The organism is Streptomyces atratus (assembly GCF_040655115.1).
GTDB classification, from domain to species: Bacteria; Actinomycetota; Actinomycetes; order Streptomycetales; family Streptomycetaceae; genus Streptomyces; species Streptomyces atratus_D.
In genome coordinates, this window is the sequence record NZ_JBFAJH010000011.1 from 156,996 (window position 1) to 171,979 (window position 14,984).

Annotated in this window: 17 protein-coding genes; 13 read left to right on the top strand and 4 right to left on the bottom strand. The window is 72.2% G+C overall.

The genetic code is table 11. From position 1 onward, the window contains the following. Positions 1 to 83: 83 nt before the first annotated feature. The gene (locus AB0I23_RS15985) at positions 84 to 1,091 is read right to left on the bottom strand and encodes an SAM-dependent methyltransferase (protein WP_359109777.1); all 1,008 of its coding nucleotides are present in this window, start codon (positions 1,089 to 1,091) and stop codon (positions 84 to 86) included. Positions 1,092 to 1,187: 96 nt separating this feature from the next. Between AB0I23_RS15985 and AB0I23_RS15990 the strand changes: the two genes are divergently transcribed. After that, the gene (locus tag AB0I23_RS15990; protein WP_359109778.1) at positions 1,188 to 2,387 is read left to right on the top strand and encodes a sensor histidine kinase; all 1,200 of its coding nucleotides are present in this window, start codon (positions 1,188 to 1,190) and stop codon (positions 2,385 to 2,387) included. A gap of 42 nt (positions 2,388 to 2,429) precedes the next feature. Further along, complete coding sequence (locus AB0I23_RS15995; RefSeq protein ID WP_359109779.1) at positions 2,430 to 3,107, top strand: response regulator transcription factor; 678 nt, start codon at positions 2,430 to 2,432, stop codon at positions 3,105 to 3,107. 138 nt (positions 3,108 to 3,245) lie between these two features. On the opposite strand, the gene AB0I23_RS16000 is transcribed toward AB0I23_RS15995, so the two are convergent. After that, positions 3,246 to 4,358: a DUF5937 family protein gene (locus AB0I23_RS16000; protein ID WP_359109824.1), complete on the bottom strand. Its 1,113-nt coding sequence runs from the start codon at positions 4,356 to 4,358 to the stop codon at positions 3,246 to 3,248. A gap of 104 nt (positions 4,359 to 4,462) precedes the next feature. On the opposite strand from AB0I23_RS16000, the gene AB0I23_RS16005 reads away from it, so the two are divergent. Next, positions 4,463 to 4,711, top strand: a complete 249-nt coding sequence (locus AB0I23_RS16005; protein WP_359109780.1) for a hypothetical protein — start codon at positions 4,463 to 4,465, stop codon at positions 4,709 to 4,711. Positions 4,712 to 4,832: 121 nt separating this feature from the next. Here AB0I23_RS16005 and AB0I23_RS16010 read toward each other — a convergent pair whose 3' ends face one another. Beyond that, a complete protein-coding gene (locus AB0I23_RS16010; RefSeq protein WP_359109782.1) occupies positions 4,833 to 6,044 on the bottom strand; it encodes a threonine aldolase family protein in 1,212 nt (403 codons plus the stop codon). Between the two features lie 182 nt (positions 6,045 to 6,226). Here AB0I23_RS16010 and AB0I23_RS16015 point away from each other — a divergent pair, with 182 nt between their 5' ends. The 10 genes from AB0I23_RS16015 (at position 6,227) to AB0I23_RS16060 (ending at position 14,341) form a co-directional block, all read left to right on the top strand. Further along, positions 6,227 to 7,186 (top strand): Rossmann-like and DUF2520 domain-containing protein, encoded by a 960-nt coding sequence (locus AB0I23_RS16015; protein ID WP_359109783.1) that lies wholly within the window; start codon positions 6,227 to 6,229, stop codon positions 7,184 to 7,186. After that, a complete protein-coding gene (gene panC, locus AB0I23_RS16020; RefSeq protein ID WP_359109785.1) occupies positions 7,183 to 8,193 on the top strand; it encodes a pantoate--beta-alanine ligase in 1,011 nt (336 codons plus the stop codon). The genes AB0I23_RS16015 and panC overlap by 4 nt, the downstream gene beginning before the upstream one ends. Next, positions 8,190 to 9,941 (top strand): L-aspartate oxidase, encoded by a 1,752-nt coding sequence (locus tag AB0I23_RS16025; protein WP_359109786.1) that lies wholly within the window; start codon positions 8,190 to 8,192, stop codon positions 9,939 to 9,941. Before panC ends, AB0I23_RS16025 begins: the two co-directional genes overlap by 4 nt. Positions 9,942 to 9,943: 2 nt before the next feature. Beyond that, positions 9,944 to 10,987 carry a carboxylating nicotinate-nucleotide diphosphorylase gene (gene nadC / locus AB0I23_RS16030; RefSeq protein WP_359109787.1) on the top strand — a complete coding sequence of 348 codons (1,044 nt, stop codon included), beginning with the start codon at positions 9,944 to 9,946 and terminating at the stop codon, positions 10,985 to 10,987. Continuing rightward, complete coding sequence (locus tag AB0I23_RS16035; RefSeq protein ID WP_037691052.1) at positions 10,987 to 11,784, top strand: type III pantothenate kinase; 798 nt, start codon at positions 10,987 to 10,989, stop codon at positions 11,782 to 11,784. Before nadC ends, AB0I23_RS16035 begins: the two co-directional genes overlap by 1 nt. A 138-nt stretch (positions 11,785 to 11,922) precedes the next feature. Further along, entirely contained in the window at positions 11,923 to 12,504 is a 582-nt protein-coding gene (locus AB0I23_RS16040; protein ID WP_359109825.1) for a hypothetical protein, read from the top strand. Between the two features lie 59 nt (positions 12,505 to 12,563). Continuing rightward, positions 12,564 to 12,743, top strand: coding sequence for a hypothetical protein (locus AB0I23_RS16045; RefSeq protein ID WP_359109788.1), 180 nt, complete (start codon positions 12,564 to 12,566; stop codon positions 12,741 to 12,743). 134 nt (positions 12,744 to 12,877) lie between these two features. Next, on the top strand, positions 12,878 to 13,294 hold the full coding sequence (locus tag AB0I23_RS16050; RefSeq protein ID WP_359109789.1) for a BlaI/MecI/CopY family transcriptional regulator: 417 nt from the start codon (positions 12,878 to 12,880) through the stop codon (positions 13,292 to 13,294). A gap of 9 nt (positions 13,295 to 13,303) precedes the next feature. After that, positions 13,304 to 13,861 carry an amino-acid N-acetyltransferase gene (locus AB0I23_RS16055; protein WP_051956392.1) on the top strand — a complete coding sequence of 186 codons (558 nt, stop codon included), beginning with the start codon at positions 13,304 to 13,306 and terminating at the stop codon, positions 13,859 to 13,861. A gap of 144 nt (positions 13,862 to 14,005) precedes the next feature. Then, on the top strand, positions 14,006 to 14,341 hold the full coding sequence (locus AB0I23_RS16060; RefSeq protein WP_359109790.1) for a histone-like nucleoid-structuring protein Lsr2: 336 nt from the start codon (positions 14,006 to 14,008) through the stop codon (positions 14,339 to 14,341). Here the strand turns inward: AB0I23_RS16060 and AB0I23_RS16065 are convergent. Continuing rightward, positions 14,320 to 14,958 (bottom strand): SCO3374 family protein, encoded by a 639-nt coding sequence (locus tag AB0I23_RS16065; protein WP_359109791.1) that lies wholly within the window; start codon positions 14,956 to 14,958, stop codon positions 14,320 to 14,322. The two genes, AB0I23_RS16060 and AB0I23_RS16065, sit on opposite strands and share 22 nt — an antisense overlap. Between the last annotated feature and the right edge of the window lie 26 nt (positions 14,959 to 14,984).

Consider the following 14,984-nt stretch of genomic DNA (forward strand, 5'->3'; position numbering starts at 1 on the left):
GCTCCGGGCCCCGGGCTTTCCGGCCCGTCCGCCCGGCACCCCGAGCCGCGTTGCCCCCCGGGCGTTGCCCCGGAGCCCGCTCGTCACTCGCCGGACGGGCTCGACAGGCTCGTCCCCACCCGTTGCATCAGCCACCCGAAGTCGCCCAGCCCGCCCCGCGCGGTCAGTTCCGCCGCCTCGCCGGCCGACGCCAGCGCCCGCACATACGCCGCCGGGTCGGTCGAGGCGAGTGCGAGCGACGGCCGTTCCCCGCTGATCCCCAGCCCCCGCAGCGCCTCCCGCTGATCCACCACCTCCGGCTCCACCCCGCGTCCCGCACCCGCCGCCGCGCACGCGTCCAGCGCCACATGCGAGGTCAGGTCGCAGCTGCCGTCCGGCACCGGCCGCACCTCGCGCCCGGCCCGGAAACCGGTCAGCGTCCCGAACGGTGGCCGCGCCTCCCGTACGTGGGCGTAGTCGACCGCCACCGCGAGCCCCTCGGACACGGCGGCGACCGCCCGCGCCCACGCCTCGTCGCGCGGCCGCCCGATCTCCGCGCGGCTGCCAGGACCGGCCGACGGCCACCAGCGGCGCAGCCAATCGGCGTCCGCCCCGGTCACCGGTGCGCCCAGCCGTTCCGCGCCGTCGGCCGTGCGGACAAGCACATACCGGTCGACGCCGTCCGCGTCGGTCTCCGCGACCGGTGTCGGCACGTTGTCCAGCCACTCGTTGGCGAACAGCAGCCCCCGCACCCGCTGGGGCGGCTCGGCGCACCACTCGATCCGGGGGTCCAGACCCGGTGGCCGGGCTGCGATCTCCACCGCGTACGCCCGTACCGCGAGTCCTGCCGGGGCGATGCCCGGCAGCGCGGCCAGCACCCCCGTCAGCAGCTCGCCCCGCCCGGCCCCCAGGTCGACCAGATCGACCCGGTCCGTTCCCAGCTCCTTCGCCGTCCCGGCCAGCAGCCTGGCCACGGCGGCGGCGAACAGCGGCGAGGCATGCACGGAGGTACGGAAATGCCCGGCAGGCCCCTCGGGGCTCCGGTAGAACCCCCTGTCCCCGTACAAAGCGGTCTCTGCCGCCTCCTGCCACCCACGCCACTCATCCGTCACGGAGCCAAGTCTCCACCTTGGGGAGTACGGTCCCAGGAACCGGATCGGCCCTTCGGCTGACCCGGTCACCTGTCGGCCTTCCCTACGCTGGGTTACGTGCAGCGCCTCTACGACTTCATCCGCAGACACCCGACGGGCGTCGACACCTTCTGGGCTGTCGTCCTCCTCGGTCTCTCCGGCGTGTCCGTGGTGGCCGACCCGAGCCGCGGATCGGAGCGGCTCCCCGCCGTGCCGATCGCCATCGGTCTCTGCCTGGTCGTTGCGCTGCGCCGCCGGGCACCGGAGAAGATGCTGCTGCTCGCCGTCGCGATGGGCGTCGCGCAGCTGGTGTTCGGCGTCGGACCGAGCGTCGCGAACTTCGCCATGCTGGTGGTCACTTTCACCGTGGCCACGGTCGGTGAGCGCTGGGCGTCCCGGCTCGCGCTGGTCTGCAGTCTCTGCGCGGCCGGTCTCTCACAGCTGCGCTGGCCGAACGAGTCGCACGGCAACTGGGCGCAGGAGGTCTTCGTCGTCATCGTCATGACGGTGCCGTTCGTGCTCGCCTGGGTGCTCGGCGACTCGATGCGGACCCGGCGGGCGTACTTCGACCAGTTGGAGGAGCGCGCCGCCCGTCTTGAGCGGGAGCGCGAGGCGCAGTCGAAGGTCGCGGTGGCCGCCGAGCGGGCCCGTATCGCCCGTGAACTGCACGATGTCGTCGCACACAACGTCTCCGTCATGGTGGTGCAGGCCGACGGCGCGGCGTACGTGATGGACGCGGCGCCCGACCAGGCCCGGCAGGCCCTGGAGACGATCTCCAGCACCGGCAGGCAGGCACTCGCCGAGATGCGCCGGCTGCTCGGCGTGCTGCGGACCGGCGACGCCCGGGAGAGCGGGGAGTACGTCCCGCAGCCCGACGTCGATCAGATCGAGGACCTGATCGAGCAGGTCAGGCAGACCGGCCTGGCCGTGGACTTCAAGATCGAGGGCACCCCGCGCCCGCTGCCCAGCGGGGTCGAGCTGACGGCCTACCGCATCGTGCAGGAGGCCCTGACCAACACCCGCAAGCACGGTGGCCCGGACGCCGGTGCGAGCGTGCGGCTGGTCTACTTCGACGACGGGCTCGGGCTGCTGGTCGAGGACGACGGCCGGGGCGCGGCGCACGAACTGTACGAGGACGGCGGCGCCGACGGAGCGGGCCACGGGATGATCGGCATGCGGGAGCGGGTCGGCATGGTCGGCGGCACGCTCGACGCCGGGCCGCGCCCCGGCGGCGGTTTCCGGATCAGCGCGCTGCTGCCGCTCAAGCCCGCCCACTAGCCCACCGTCCCATGCTGGACAGGACAGGAGACAAGGACCCTCATGGCGATCCGCGTGATGCTCGTCGACGACCAGGTGCTGCTGCGCACCGGTTTCCGGATGGTGCTCGCAGCCCAGCCGGACATGGAGGTCGTCGCCGAGGCCGGCGACGGCGCGGAGGCGATCGAGAACCTTCGCTCCACCGCCGTGGATGTGGTGCTCATGGACGTTCGCATGCCGAGGCTGGACGGCGTCGAGGCGACCCGGCGCATCTGTGGCCTGCCCGATGCGCCCAAGGTGCTCATCCTGACCACGTTCGACCTCGACGAGTACGCCTTCTCCGGGCTGAAGGCGGGGGCCAGCGGCTTCATGCTCAAGGACGTGCCGCCGGGCGAGCTGCTCGCCGCGATCCGTTCGGTGCACAGCGGAGACGCGGTCGTCGCCCCGTCCACCACGAGGCGACTGCTCGACCGCTTCTCGCCCCTGTTGCCGAGCAGCGGCAACGAACCGCAGCACAAGGACATCGGCAAGCTCACCGAACGCGAACGCGAGGTGATGCTTCTGGTGGCGCAGGGCATGTCGAACGGCGAGATCGCGGCACGGCTGGTGCTGTCCGAGGCGACGGTGAAGACGCATGTCGGCCGCATTCTCACCAAGCTGAGCCTGCGCGACCGGGTGCAGGTCGTCGTCCTCGCGTACGAGACAGGGCTGGTGCGGGCCGGCGGGGCCGGGGCGGGCTGACCGTATCGAGGCCATCGCGGCCCCCACGGGGCTCGCCCCGCACCGGACAGGGACAGCCGGTTGCGCCACCGTCTGCGGCGGACCCCGATCGGGGTCAGGCACGTCCGGCTGGACCGAGCCCACGGCGCCCGGTGCCACTCACCGCAGCACGCCCTCCAGGAAGTCGCTGCCGAGACGGGCCACCACCGTCAGGTCCAGCTGGTGCAGTACGTACCGGCCGCGCCGCCGCGTGGTGACCAGACCGGCTTTCTTCAGCACCGAAAGATGCCGGGAGACCTCGGGCGCCGTGATGCCGTGCGAGTCGGCGAGCTCACCGGTGGTGTACGGGGAACGGGCGAGGTTGCGGCACAGGCGCATCCGCATGGGGTGGGCCAGCGCCTCCAGCCGCAACTGGAGCATTTCGACCGAGGCGGGGGAGGGCAGCTCGGGGTGGCGCACCGGATAGTGGATCACCGGGCGCCAGCCGGGTGCGTGCAGCACCATCAGATGCGGCCAGCCGAAACTGGACGGGATGAGCGTCAGCCCGGCGCCGACGGACGGGTCGGTCGCGGTGGTCGAGCCCTCGGTCATCTTGTCGACGCTGACCCGGTTGCCGCTCCCGTCGAGCGAGAGCGCGGCGGACACCGCGCCCAGCGCCTCTCCGGCGCCCCTGCGGCGCAGCAGATCCGTCTTGTGCCGGGCGTCGGCGACCAGCTGGACCTGGACCCGGCGCCAGGTGTCCGCGAAGAACGCCTCGTCGCAGTCCTCGAAGAGGCGCCGGACCCAGCGGCGTACGGGGGCGGGGTCGGCCAGCAGCTGCTGGGTGAACTCCACCTGTCGCGGGCCGCGCGCCGCCGCCATGTCCAGTGCGCGGGCGCGCATCCGCGGGTCGCTGAGCGGGGAGGGCGCGCCGGTCCCGTACAGGCTGGCGCAGGTGAACTCCAGGGCGGAGGCGACGAACCGTTCGTCGTCCAGGCGGTCGAGGATGTCGAGGTCCTCGGCGAGCGTCGCCCCGGTCCTGCCGTCGCCGCCGCGCACCCCGGCGAACGGCATGAAGACGTCGGAGAACGTGTTGCGCCACAGGAACTCGGCCTCGTGCAGCCGGTCGGCCAGGTCGGGCTCCAGCGAGGCGGCGGTCGCCGTCGCCCAGCCGTGCAGGCCGGGATGGTGCCCCGGCTCGGAGAGGGCGTGCAGAGCCAGCCCCAGCTCGGCGAGGGGCGAGGTCTCGAAGACGATACGTTCGGACGGCAGTCCCGCGATGTCGATGTTCACGCTCACGCCTCCATAGTGCGGGGTGCGGTGAGAGCGTCACGCGCCATTTGACGGTGGTTGTCAATCAACGGGCCGGACCTGCGGGACGGGCCCACGCTGAGGTCATGGACGCGATGCAGCAACACATGATCGACAGCTACCGCGCAGCTCAGCACGGGGAAGCGCCACCGCCACCGCCTGGCCGGCACGACCGGGAGGTCGTGCGGGCGGCCCGTGAGGCCCGCCGCTTCGAAGCGGTGATCGAAGGCCGCCCGGCGAACCGCCGCTGGCGAACGGCCCTGCGAGAACGCCTCACCCGCCGCCCGCCGGACACCTCCGGCCGGCCCGGCAGCCCCGGCCCGTCCGGCGTTTGAGGACGGAACCGGATGACCCGACGACCGGGGCGCCCGCTGACCGGAGGAGTGGGCCCGGCGCCACCGTCGCGCCCGTCCGGCGCTCTATGACAGAACGGTCCCGACGCCCCGGCACCCCCCGCTAGGCCAGCCGCCGCACGAACTCCTCCACTGCTTCCCGCACATCCCGCCCCGTCCACTCCAGCCCCGCCTCCGCCACCGTGACCTCCGTGAAGGACATCCCGGGCGGGCCCGCAGCGGCCGGGTGCCACCTGCGGAAGAGCGCCACGCCCGTCTCCTCCGCCTGCCGCACGGCCGCCTCCGTCAGGACATCCGCGGCGTACGGCAACCACACCTGGAACTGGTGTGTGTGGGGCGGCTCCGGATGCACCCGGAACCACGGAACCGCGGACTCCGCGAACCCCTCGGCCAGCGCACCGGCCACCACCTTCGCCTGCGCGACGTACGAAGCCAGCTTCGGCAGCTCGCGCTCCAGGCCGATCAGCGCGGCCAGCGCCGCCGGGAACTGCTGGAAGAGCTGCCCGCCGTACCGGTGGCGCCAGGTGCGCGCCTCCTCGATCAGGGACTCGGGACCGGCGAGCGCCGCCCCCGACAGCCCGCCGAGGGTCTTGTAGAACGACACGTACACGCTGTCCGCCAGCGCCGCGATCTCCGGCAGCCCGCGTCCGAACCGGGGGGCGCACTCCCACAGCCGGGCGCCGTCGAAGTGCACCACTGCATCACGTTCGCGCGCGGCCGCCACCACGGCCTCCAGCTCCTCCCACTCCGGCAGGACGAAACCGGCGTCGCGCAGCGGAAGCTCCAGCATCAGCGTGCCGAACGGTTCGGCGAAGTCGCGGATCTCCTCCGCGGTGGGCAGCCGCGGCGCGGACGTCGGGTGGACGGTACGCAGCCCGCTCACCACCCCCAGTGCGCCCCGCTCGTGCACCTCGGGGTGGGCGAGCGGGTGCAGCGCCACGGTCGGGTTGCCGGTGCGTCCCGCCCAGCAGCGCAGGGCGACCTGCTGCGCCATCGTCCCGGTCGGGAAGAACGCCGCCGCCTCCGTGCCCAGCAGCTCGGCGACCCGCGTCTCCAGCTGGGCGACGACGCCGTCCCCGTAGATGTCCGCGGGCTGGTCCGGATCGGCGACGGACGCGGCGTGCGCGGCGAGGTCGGTCAGCTGCTCCCCGAGGGTGCGGTCGACGGGCGGCCGCGCCAGGATCCGCTCGGCCCGTCGCCAGGCGCCGATCCGGCGAAGGCGCTCCGCCTGCTCCTCGTCCGGGGAGCCCTCCCGTACCTCGCCCTGCTCCTGCTCCTGCACCTGCACCTGCACCTGCTCATCCGTGTCTGCCATGGGACGATCATCACGCAGACCGCCGCCCCCGCCCATACGGTTGCGCGTCCCCTGCCCCGCCAGGCGATCCACGTGCTCGTCCACAGCCTGTGGACGGCCGGGAGTCCGGACGAAACGCTGGCGTAGCATGCAGAGAAATCGTCCGGTACCCCCCGCGGACTGGAACGGAAGGCCATCGCCGCGTGAACGCAACAACACCCAGGGAGCCCCTCGACGCGAGGGACCGCCCCGCCCGCCTCACCGTCGGCGTCGTCGGCGCGGGCCGCGTCGGCCCCGCCCTCGCCGCATCCCTGCAGCTCGCCGGACACCGCCCGGTCGCCGTCTCGGGTGTCTCCGACGCGTCCGTGCGCCGCGCCGCCACACTTCTGCCCGGCGTTCCCCTCGTGCCGCCCGCGGAGGTGCTCGCCCGCGCCGAGCTGGTACTGCTGACCGTCCCCGACGACGCCCTGCCCGGCCTGGCCGAGGGCCTCGCCGAGACGGGCGCGGTCCGCCCGGGACAGCTGATCGTCCACACGTCGGGGCGTTACGGGACCCGGGTCCTGGACCCCGCACTGCGGGCCGGCGCGCTGCCGCTCGCCCTGCACCCGGCGATGACGTTCACCGGCACCGCCGTCGACGTGCAGCGGCTGGCCGGCTGCTCCTTCGGCGTCACCGCCCCCGAGGAGCTGCGGCTCGCTGCCGAGGCACTCGTCATCGAGATGGGCGGCGAACCCGAATGGATTGCGGAGGATTCCCGCCCGCTCTACCACGCGGCGCTCGCCCTCGGCGCGAATCACCTGGTCACCCTGGTCGCCCAGTCGATGGAGCTGCTGCGCACGGCAGGGGTCGCGGCCCCCGACCGGATGCTCGGCCCGCTCCTCGGCGCCGCGCTCGACAACGCGCTGCGCTCCGGTGACAACGCGCTGACCGGCCCGGTCGCCCGCGGCGACGCGGGCACGGTCGCCGCGCACATAGCGGAGCTGCGCAGGCACGCCCCGCAGACCGTGGCCGGCTACCTCGCGATGGCCCGCGCCACCGCCGACCGGGCGCTCGCGCACGGCCTGCTCAAGCCGGAGCTGGCGGAGGACCTGCTCGGCGTCCTGGCCGACGGCGTGGGCGGTGCCGACGGCGCGGGCAGCACCGGACCGGGAGGGACGCGATGAACAGGACCGGAGCCACTCTGCTGAGCACGGCGGCCGAACTCGCCGCGTTCGGCGCGGGCAAGGGGCCGCGGGCCGTCGTCATGACGATGGGCGCCCTGCACGAGGGCCACGCCACCCTGATCCGTGCCGCACGCACCGCCGCGGGACCGGACGGCCAGGTCGTCGTCACCGTCTTCGTCAATCCGCTGCAGTTCGGTGAGGCAGCGGACCTCGACCGCTACCCCCGCACCCTCGACGCCGATCTCGCCGTCGCGGGCGCGGCCGGAGCCGACGCCGTCTTCGCCCCGTCCGTCGAGGAGGTCTACCACGGCGGCGAACCGCAGGTCAGGATCACCGCAGGCCCGATGGGCGAGCGGCTGGAAGGGGCGTCCCGCCCCGGCCACTTCGACGGGATGCTGACCGTCGTCGCCAAGATGCTGCACCTCACCCGCCCCGATGCCGCGTTCTTCGGACAGAAGGACGCCCAGCAGCTGGCGCTGGTCCGCCGCATGGTGCGCGATCTGAATTTCCCGGTGGAGATCGTCGGCGTGGAGACGGTCCGCGAGCCCGACGGGCTCGCACTCTCCAGCCGGAACCGCTTCCTCGACGCCGAGGAGCGCCACACCGCCCTCGCCCTCTCCCGGGCCCTGTTCGCCGCCCAGGACCGGCTCGCCGCCCAGCAGGCGCTGCACGCCCGCGCGCAGACCACCACGGCGACGACGGGCCGGGCCGCCGCGCTCACCCGCCTCGGCGAGGTCCGCGCGGCCGCCGACACCCAGGCGGTGGCCTGGGCCCGGCCGGGCGACGGACCCGCGGCGGTACGCGCCGCGGCGCGCACGATCCTCGACGACGCGGCCGCCGCGCAGCCCCCGCTCGCACTGGACTATCTGGCGCTCGTGGACCCGGCCGACTTCACCGAGATCCCCGACGACCGGACCACCGGTGACGCGATCCTCGCCGTTGCCGCGCGGGTGGGTGCCACCCGACTCATCGACAACATCCCGCTGACCTTCGGAGCCGACACGTGACCGGAATACGGCTGACCGCCCCCGCCCCCGGCTGGGCCATCGACGCGGATGTCGTGGTGGTCGGCTCCGGTGTCGCCGGCCTCACCACCGCGCTGCGCTGCGCGGCCGCGGGCCTCGCCACCGTCGTCGTCACCAAGGCCCGCCTCGACGACGGCTCCACCCGCTGGGCGCAGGGCGGCATCGCGGCGGCGCTCGGCGAGGGCGACACCCCCGAACAGCACCTGGCCGACACGCTGGTCGCGGGCGCAGGTCTGTGCGACGAGTCCGCCGTGCGGACCCTGGTCACCGAGGGCCCGGACGCCGTACGCCGTCTGATCGAGACCGGCGCGCACTTCGACACCACCGAGACCGGCGACATCGCGCTCACCCGCGAAGGCGGCCACCACCGCCGCCGTATCGCCCACGCCGGCGGCGACGCGACGGGCGCCGAGATCTCCCGCGCCCTGGTCGCGGCGGTCCGCACCGCCGCCCTCCACACCGTGGAGAACGCCCTGGTCCTCGACCTGCTGACGGACGCCGAAGGCCGTACCGCGGGCGTCACCCTGCACGTCATGGGCGAGGGCCAGCACGACGGCGTCGGCGCGGTCCACGCCCCCGCGGTGGTCCTCGCCACCGGCGGCATGGGCCAGGTCTTCTCCGCCACGACCAACCCGCCGGTCTCCACCGGCGACGGTGTCGCGCTCGCCCTGCGGGCCGGTGCGGAGGTCTCCGACCTCGAGTTCGTCCAGTTCCACCCGACGGTTCTCTTCCTCGGTGCGGACTCCGAGGGCCAGCAGCCCCTCGTATCGGAAGCGGTACGGGGCGAGGGAGCCCATCTCGTCGACGCGTCCGGTACGCGGTTCATGGTCGGGCAGCACGAACTTGCGGAGCTGGCGCCCCGCGACATCGTCGCCAAGGCCATCACCCGCCAGATGCAGGTGCACGGTACCCAGCACATGTATCTCGACGCCCGCCACTTCGGCGCCGAGATGTGGGAGCAGCGGTTCCCCACGATCCTGGCGGCCTGCCGCGCCCACGGCATCGACCCGATCACCGAACCCATCCCGGTGGCGCCCGCCGCGCATTACGCCTCCGGCGGCATCCGCACCGACCTGCGCGGCCGGACGACGGTCCCGGGTCTGTACGCGTGCGGCGAGGTCGCCTGCACGGGCGTGCACGGCGCGAACCGGCTGGCGTCCAACTCGCTCCTGGAGGGGCTGGTCTTCGCCGAACGCATCGCTGCGGACATCGTCGAGAGCGGGCCGCGCACCGAACAGGCACCGGCCTCCGAAACCGCTGCCGCCGCACTCCCCGCCTTCACCCCGCTCCTCGCCCCCGAGGTGCGGCCGCAGATCCAGCGGATCATGACCCGGGGCGCCGGAGTCCTCCGTTCCGCCACCAGCCTCGCCACTGCCGCCGACGAGCTGGAGGCCCTGCACCGCAGGGCCGCCGCCGACGCCGAGGCGCCCGAGCCCAAGGTCGCGGTGCCCGGCGTCGAGGCATGGGAGTCCACCAACCTCCTCCTCGTCTCGCGCGTCCTGGTCGCCGCCGCCCGGCAGCGCGAGGAGACCCGCGGCTGCCACTGGCGCGAGGACCGGCCCGAACGCGACGACGAGACCTGGCGTCGTCACCTCGCCGTCCGGATCACCCCGGACCGGCAGCTCGTCCTGGCCCGTACGGAGTCCGAGGCATTCCCGCCCGTACACGCGGCGGGGGCACCAGACTGCGCAGCAGCACCCACGAACCACCCCACTCCCGAGGAGCCGTAACCGTGAGCACGCCCGAAGAGAATCCGCGCCCCACACCCGTGGACGTACCGCTGATCCAGATCGGCGCGCCGGCACCGGCCGCGGGCGGCTGCGGGGACGCCTGCGGCTGCGGCGGGGAAGAAGGCTACGAGCTGGACCCCCTGGAGTGCGGTCTCGACCCCGACCTCGCCCAGCTGCTCGCCGACGCGGGCCTCGACCCGGTCCAGGTCGAGGACGTCGCGCACGTCGCCATCGAGGAGGACCTCGACGGCGGTGTGGACGTCACGACGGTCGCCACGGTCTCCGAGGAGGCCATGGCCACCGGTGACTTCACCGTCCGCGAAGCCGGTGTCGTCGCAGGTCTTCGCGTCGCCGAGGCCGTCCTCTCCATCGTCTGCACGGCCGAGTTCGAGGTCGTGCGCCATGTCGAGGACGGCGACCGCGTCGCCCCCGGCCAGAAACTGCTGACCGTCACCACCCGCACCCGCGACCTGCTCACCGGCGAGCGCAGCGCGCTCAACCTGCTCTGCAGGCTCTCCGGCATCGCGACCGCGACCCGTGCCTGGGCCGATGTGCTCGAAGGCACGAAGACGAAGGTCCGCGACACCCGCAAGACCACCCCGGGCCTGCGCGCCCTGGAGAAGTACGCGGTGCGCTGCGGCGGCGGAGTCAACCACCGGATGTCGCTCTCCGACGCCGCGTTGGTCAAGGACAACCACGTCATCGCGGCGGGCGGCGTCGGCGAGGCGTTCAAGCGGGTGCGGGACGAGTTCCCGGACGTACCGATCGAGGTCGAGGTCGACACCCTGGATCAGGTCCGCGAGGTCCTGGAGGCGGGCGCCGACCTGATCCTGCTGGACAACTTCACCCCGTCCGAGACCGAGGAGGCCGTCGCGCTCGTCGGCGGCCGCGCGGTCCTGGAGTCCTCCGGCCGGCTCACCCTCGACACCGCCGGTGCCTACGCCGCCGCGGGCGTCGACTACCTGGCCGTCGGCGCGCTCACCCACTCCTCGCCGATCCTCGACATCGGCCTGGACTTCCGCGACACCGACGGGGCCGGCGTCTGATGCTGCTCACGATCGACGTCGGCAACACCCACACCGTCCTGGGCCTGTTCGACGGTGAGGAGATCGTCGAGCACTGGCGGATCTCCACCGACGCCCGCCGTACCGCGGACGAGCTCGCGGTGCTGCTCAACGGCTTGATGGGCATGCACCCGCTGCTCGGCGAGGAGCTGGGCGACGGCATCGAGGGCATCGCGATCTGCTCCACGGTCCCGGCCGTCCTGCACGAGCTGCGCGAGGTCACCCGCCGCTACTACGGCGACGTGCCGGCCGTGCTCGTCGAGCCGGGCATCAAAACGGGCGTCCCGATCCTGATGGACAACCCCAAGGAGGTCGGCGCGGACCGGATCATCAACGCGGTCGCGGCCGTCGATCTTTACGGCGGCCCGGCGATCGTCGTCGACTTCGGCACGGCGACCACCTTCGACGCGGTCTCCGCCCGGGGCGAGTACGCGGGCGGGGTCATCGCCCCCGGCATCGAGATCTCCGTCGAGGCGCTCGGCGTGAAGGGCGCCCAGCTCCGCAAGATCGAGCTGGCCCGGCCGCGCAGCGTGATCGGCAAGAACACGGTCGAGGCCATGCAGGCGGGCATCGTGTACGGCTTCGCGGGCCAGGTCGACGGCGTCGTCGCGCGCATGAAGAAGGAGCTGGCGGCCGACCCGGACGACGTCACCGTCATCGCGACCGGCGGTCTTGCTCCGATGGTGTTGGGGGAGTCCTCCGTCATCGACGAGCACGAGCCCTGGCTCACGCTCATCGGGCTGCGACTCGTGTACGAGCGCAACATCGCCCGGATGTAGGACGCGCGCCGGGTACCTGCGGGAACGGCGCGGCGGCGCGAAGGCTGCCGCCGCGCCGTCGGCGCCCAGTTAAACGGATTTTGTCCATTTAGCACGTATTGTCGCTTCATGCCCACGCCTTACGGATCACGCGGCGGTATGGCGTTCAGCGCGGACGAGCTGCGAGTGCTCCGACGCGCCCTCGCCAACGCCCTCCGCCCCGCGCCCCTGCCCGACGAGGACGTCCAGGACTGCCTGCGGCTCGCGAGTTCCCTGGACGAGGCGGTCGGGGAGGCGGGACGGCTGCGCGCGTTCCTCCTCACCGACCTCGTCCGCTACCGCGACGCCCTGCCAGGTTCGGTCACCGGCTATCTGGAGCTGCTCCAGGACGCCCTGGCCGCCGGATACGACCCCCGTCCGGAGGATCTGGCCGCCCTGCGTACCCAACGCGGCAGACCGGTTGCCGCAGCGCTCCTGGAGCGCTGCCACGTGCTCGCCGAGCGATCGGTGCGGGCCCGTCTCGCCGGGCGCGCCGTCCCCACGACAGCACCCGCCCCGCGCAGCCGTCTGCTCGCCCTTCCCGGTGGCCGGGCCGCGGCCGCAGAACCCGAGAAGCCGAAGGCCCCGGTGGACCCGGCCCGTCCGGTCCCACCGTCCGAGCGCCCCGCTCCGAAGCCCTCGGAGGTCTTCCCGCCCCGCCGCCGACCCGTCCCGCCTCCGCAGCAGCGCGCCGCCGGATAGCCGCAGGACGACGGAGGGGGAGCGCGGAAGTCCGTACCGGGCTCGCTACTCTGGATCCCATGGACTACGTATCCGCGCTCGTGCCCCCCGTGGTGATGGCCGCCTTCTTCATCGGCCTCGTCGTGACGATCGTCAAGAGCCAGGGCGGCCCGAACAAGGCCAAGGAGGACGCGGCCGTGGACTCGGCGCTCAGCCGCGCCGAGGCGGCGCAGCAGACGCCGCGGGCCGAAGGCGTCTGACCGGTACGGCGCGTACCGCACCTCGCGTACCGCATCCCGCACCGCATGAAGGGCGTGCGGCTCATCAGGAGCCGCACGCCCTTTTGTTGCGTAAATAATCGGTCATTCCAGACATCTAGCACTAAGGTGACGCTGTGCCTCGCCAATTGGGAGAGCTGGAAGACGCCGTGATGACACGGGTCTGGCAATGGAACCGTCCGGTCACCGTGCGGGAAGTCCTTGAGGACCTTCAGAAGGAACGGTCCATCGCGTACACGACCGTGATGACGGTAATGGACAATCTCCATCAGAAGGGCTGGGTGCGCAGGGAAGTCGAAGGCCGCGCATATCGATATACGGCGGTCTCCACCCGCGCCGCCTACTCGGCCGCACTGATGAACGAAGCCTGGTCCCACAGCGACAACCCCGCCGCCGCTCTTGTCGCCTTCTTCGGCATGATGTCCGCCGAGCAGCGGGAAGCTCTCAGCGACGCGATGCGGATCGTATCGCCGGAGCTGCCGGAGGCCGGCGACCGTCCGGCCGATGGCGCAGACGCGGAGTCCGGGCGATAGCGTCTGGGCATGCCCTCAGAGCTTCCGCATACCGATTTCCGTACCGAACCGTCGGTTATAAACGCAGCCATCACCGTCCGGCGTGCCCGGACGAGCGACGTTCCCTCGGTCCGTCGTCTCCTCGACGGGTACGTACGCGAAGGCATCCTGCTCGACAAAGCAACGGTGACGCTTTACGAGGACATCCAGGAGTTCTGGATCGCGGAACGCGACGAGGACGCCCGGGTCATCGGCTGCGGCGCACTCCATGTGATGTGGGAAGACCTCGCGGAAGTCCGTACTCTCGCCGTCGATCACAGCATCAAGGGCGCCGGTGTAGGGCATCAAGTACTGGACAAGCTGTTGCAGACCGCCCGCTGGCTGGGTGTGCGCCGGGTTTTCTGTCTCACCTTCGAAGTCGACTTCTTCGCCAAGCACGGCTTCGTGGAGATCGGAGAGACGCCGGTCGACACAGATGTCTACAGCGAGCTGCTGCGTTCCTATGACGAGGGCGTAGCAGAGTTCCTCGGTCTCGAACGAGTGAAGCCGAACACCCTGGGCAACAGTCGGATGCTTCTGCACCTGTGACCGTCGGAAGACGCCGGAACCCTATGTCCGAATCGCGCATGTTTCCCGTGTTCTCGCGCTCCTGAACCTCTCCCAGGGGTTTGTGTTTTCCGGGGAAAAGCGGTTTCCTTTCCGCGTACTGCATTTTCGATGAAAGGAAATCCGGTGGCACAGAAGGTTCAGGTCCTTCTTGTCGATGACCTCGACGGTGTCGAGGCAGACGAGACAGTGACGTTCGCTCTGGATGGCAAGACGTACGAGATTGACCTCACCACGACCAACGCGGACAAGCTCCGTGGTCTTCTTGAGCCCTACACCAAGGGTGGCCGGCGTACCGGTGGCCGCGCCGCGGCGGGTCGTGGCAAGGGTCGCGTCGTTACCGGCGGCAACAAGGACACCGCTGAGATCCGTAAGTGGGCGCGCGAGAACGGTCACAATGTGAATGACCGTGGTCGTGTTCCGGCAGAGATCCGTGAGGCTTACGAGAAGGCCAACGGCTGAACTGCCGACTGACCCGTCGGCAGTCCCCTTGCCGACAGTTCCGCTGTCGGTTGCACCGTTGTCGTCCGCCCCGTCCGGGCACGAATCAACCGGGCCCGGTGGCATTCCGTTGCCATCGCGTCCACGAGCCGTACGAGATCGGGAGCATCCCCACCCCTGCTCCCGAGGCCGGCGAGGGCCGGGAGCTCCGGCTTCCCCTCGTGCCGCAGCTCGGGGGGCCGCAGCCATACGGCGGCCCCCGGCGAGCCGGGAGCCCAGCCGGGCGGCGCCGGTGCGAGGATCCGCCCGCCCGTACCGACCGCGGTCAGCGCGAGGGCGACCCCGCCCCACTCCAGCCAGTCGAGCAGCCCCGGCAGCTCGTCGGCGCTCCCCGCGGCCACCAGCAGCCCCATGGTCTGCCCCGTCAGCGCCACAGGCCCGGTGCGCCCCACCCGTCGCAGCGCCGCGTACCCCGCGGCCGCAGGCAGTTCCAGGACGTCGAACCGCAGTCCGGTCGGCAACTGCACCGGAGCTGTCCCTTCCGTCGGCCAGCCGAGTTTGTGCTCGTACCACCACGCACAGTCACCCCTGCGCTCGTCGGCGAGCGCTTCGCGTGGGGGCGGGACGGTGAGGGTCATGCCCGAAGAACTGTCGGGCCACCCCA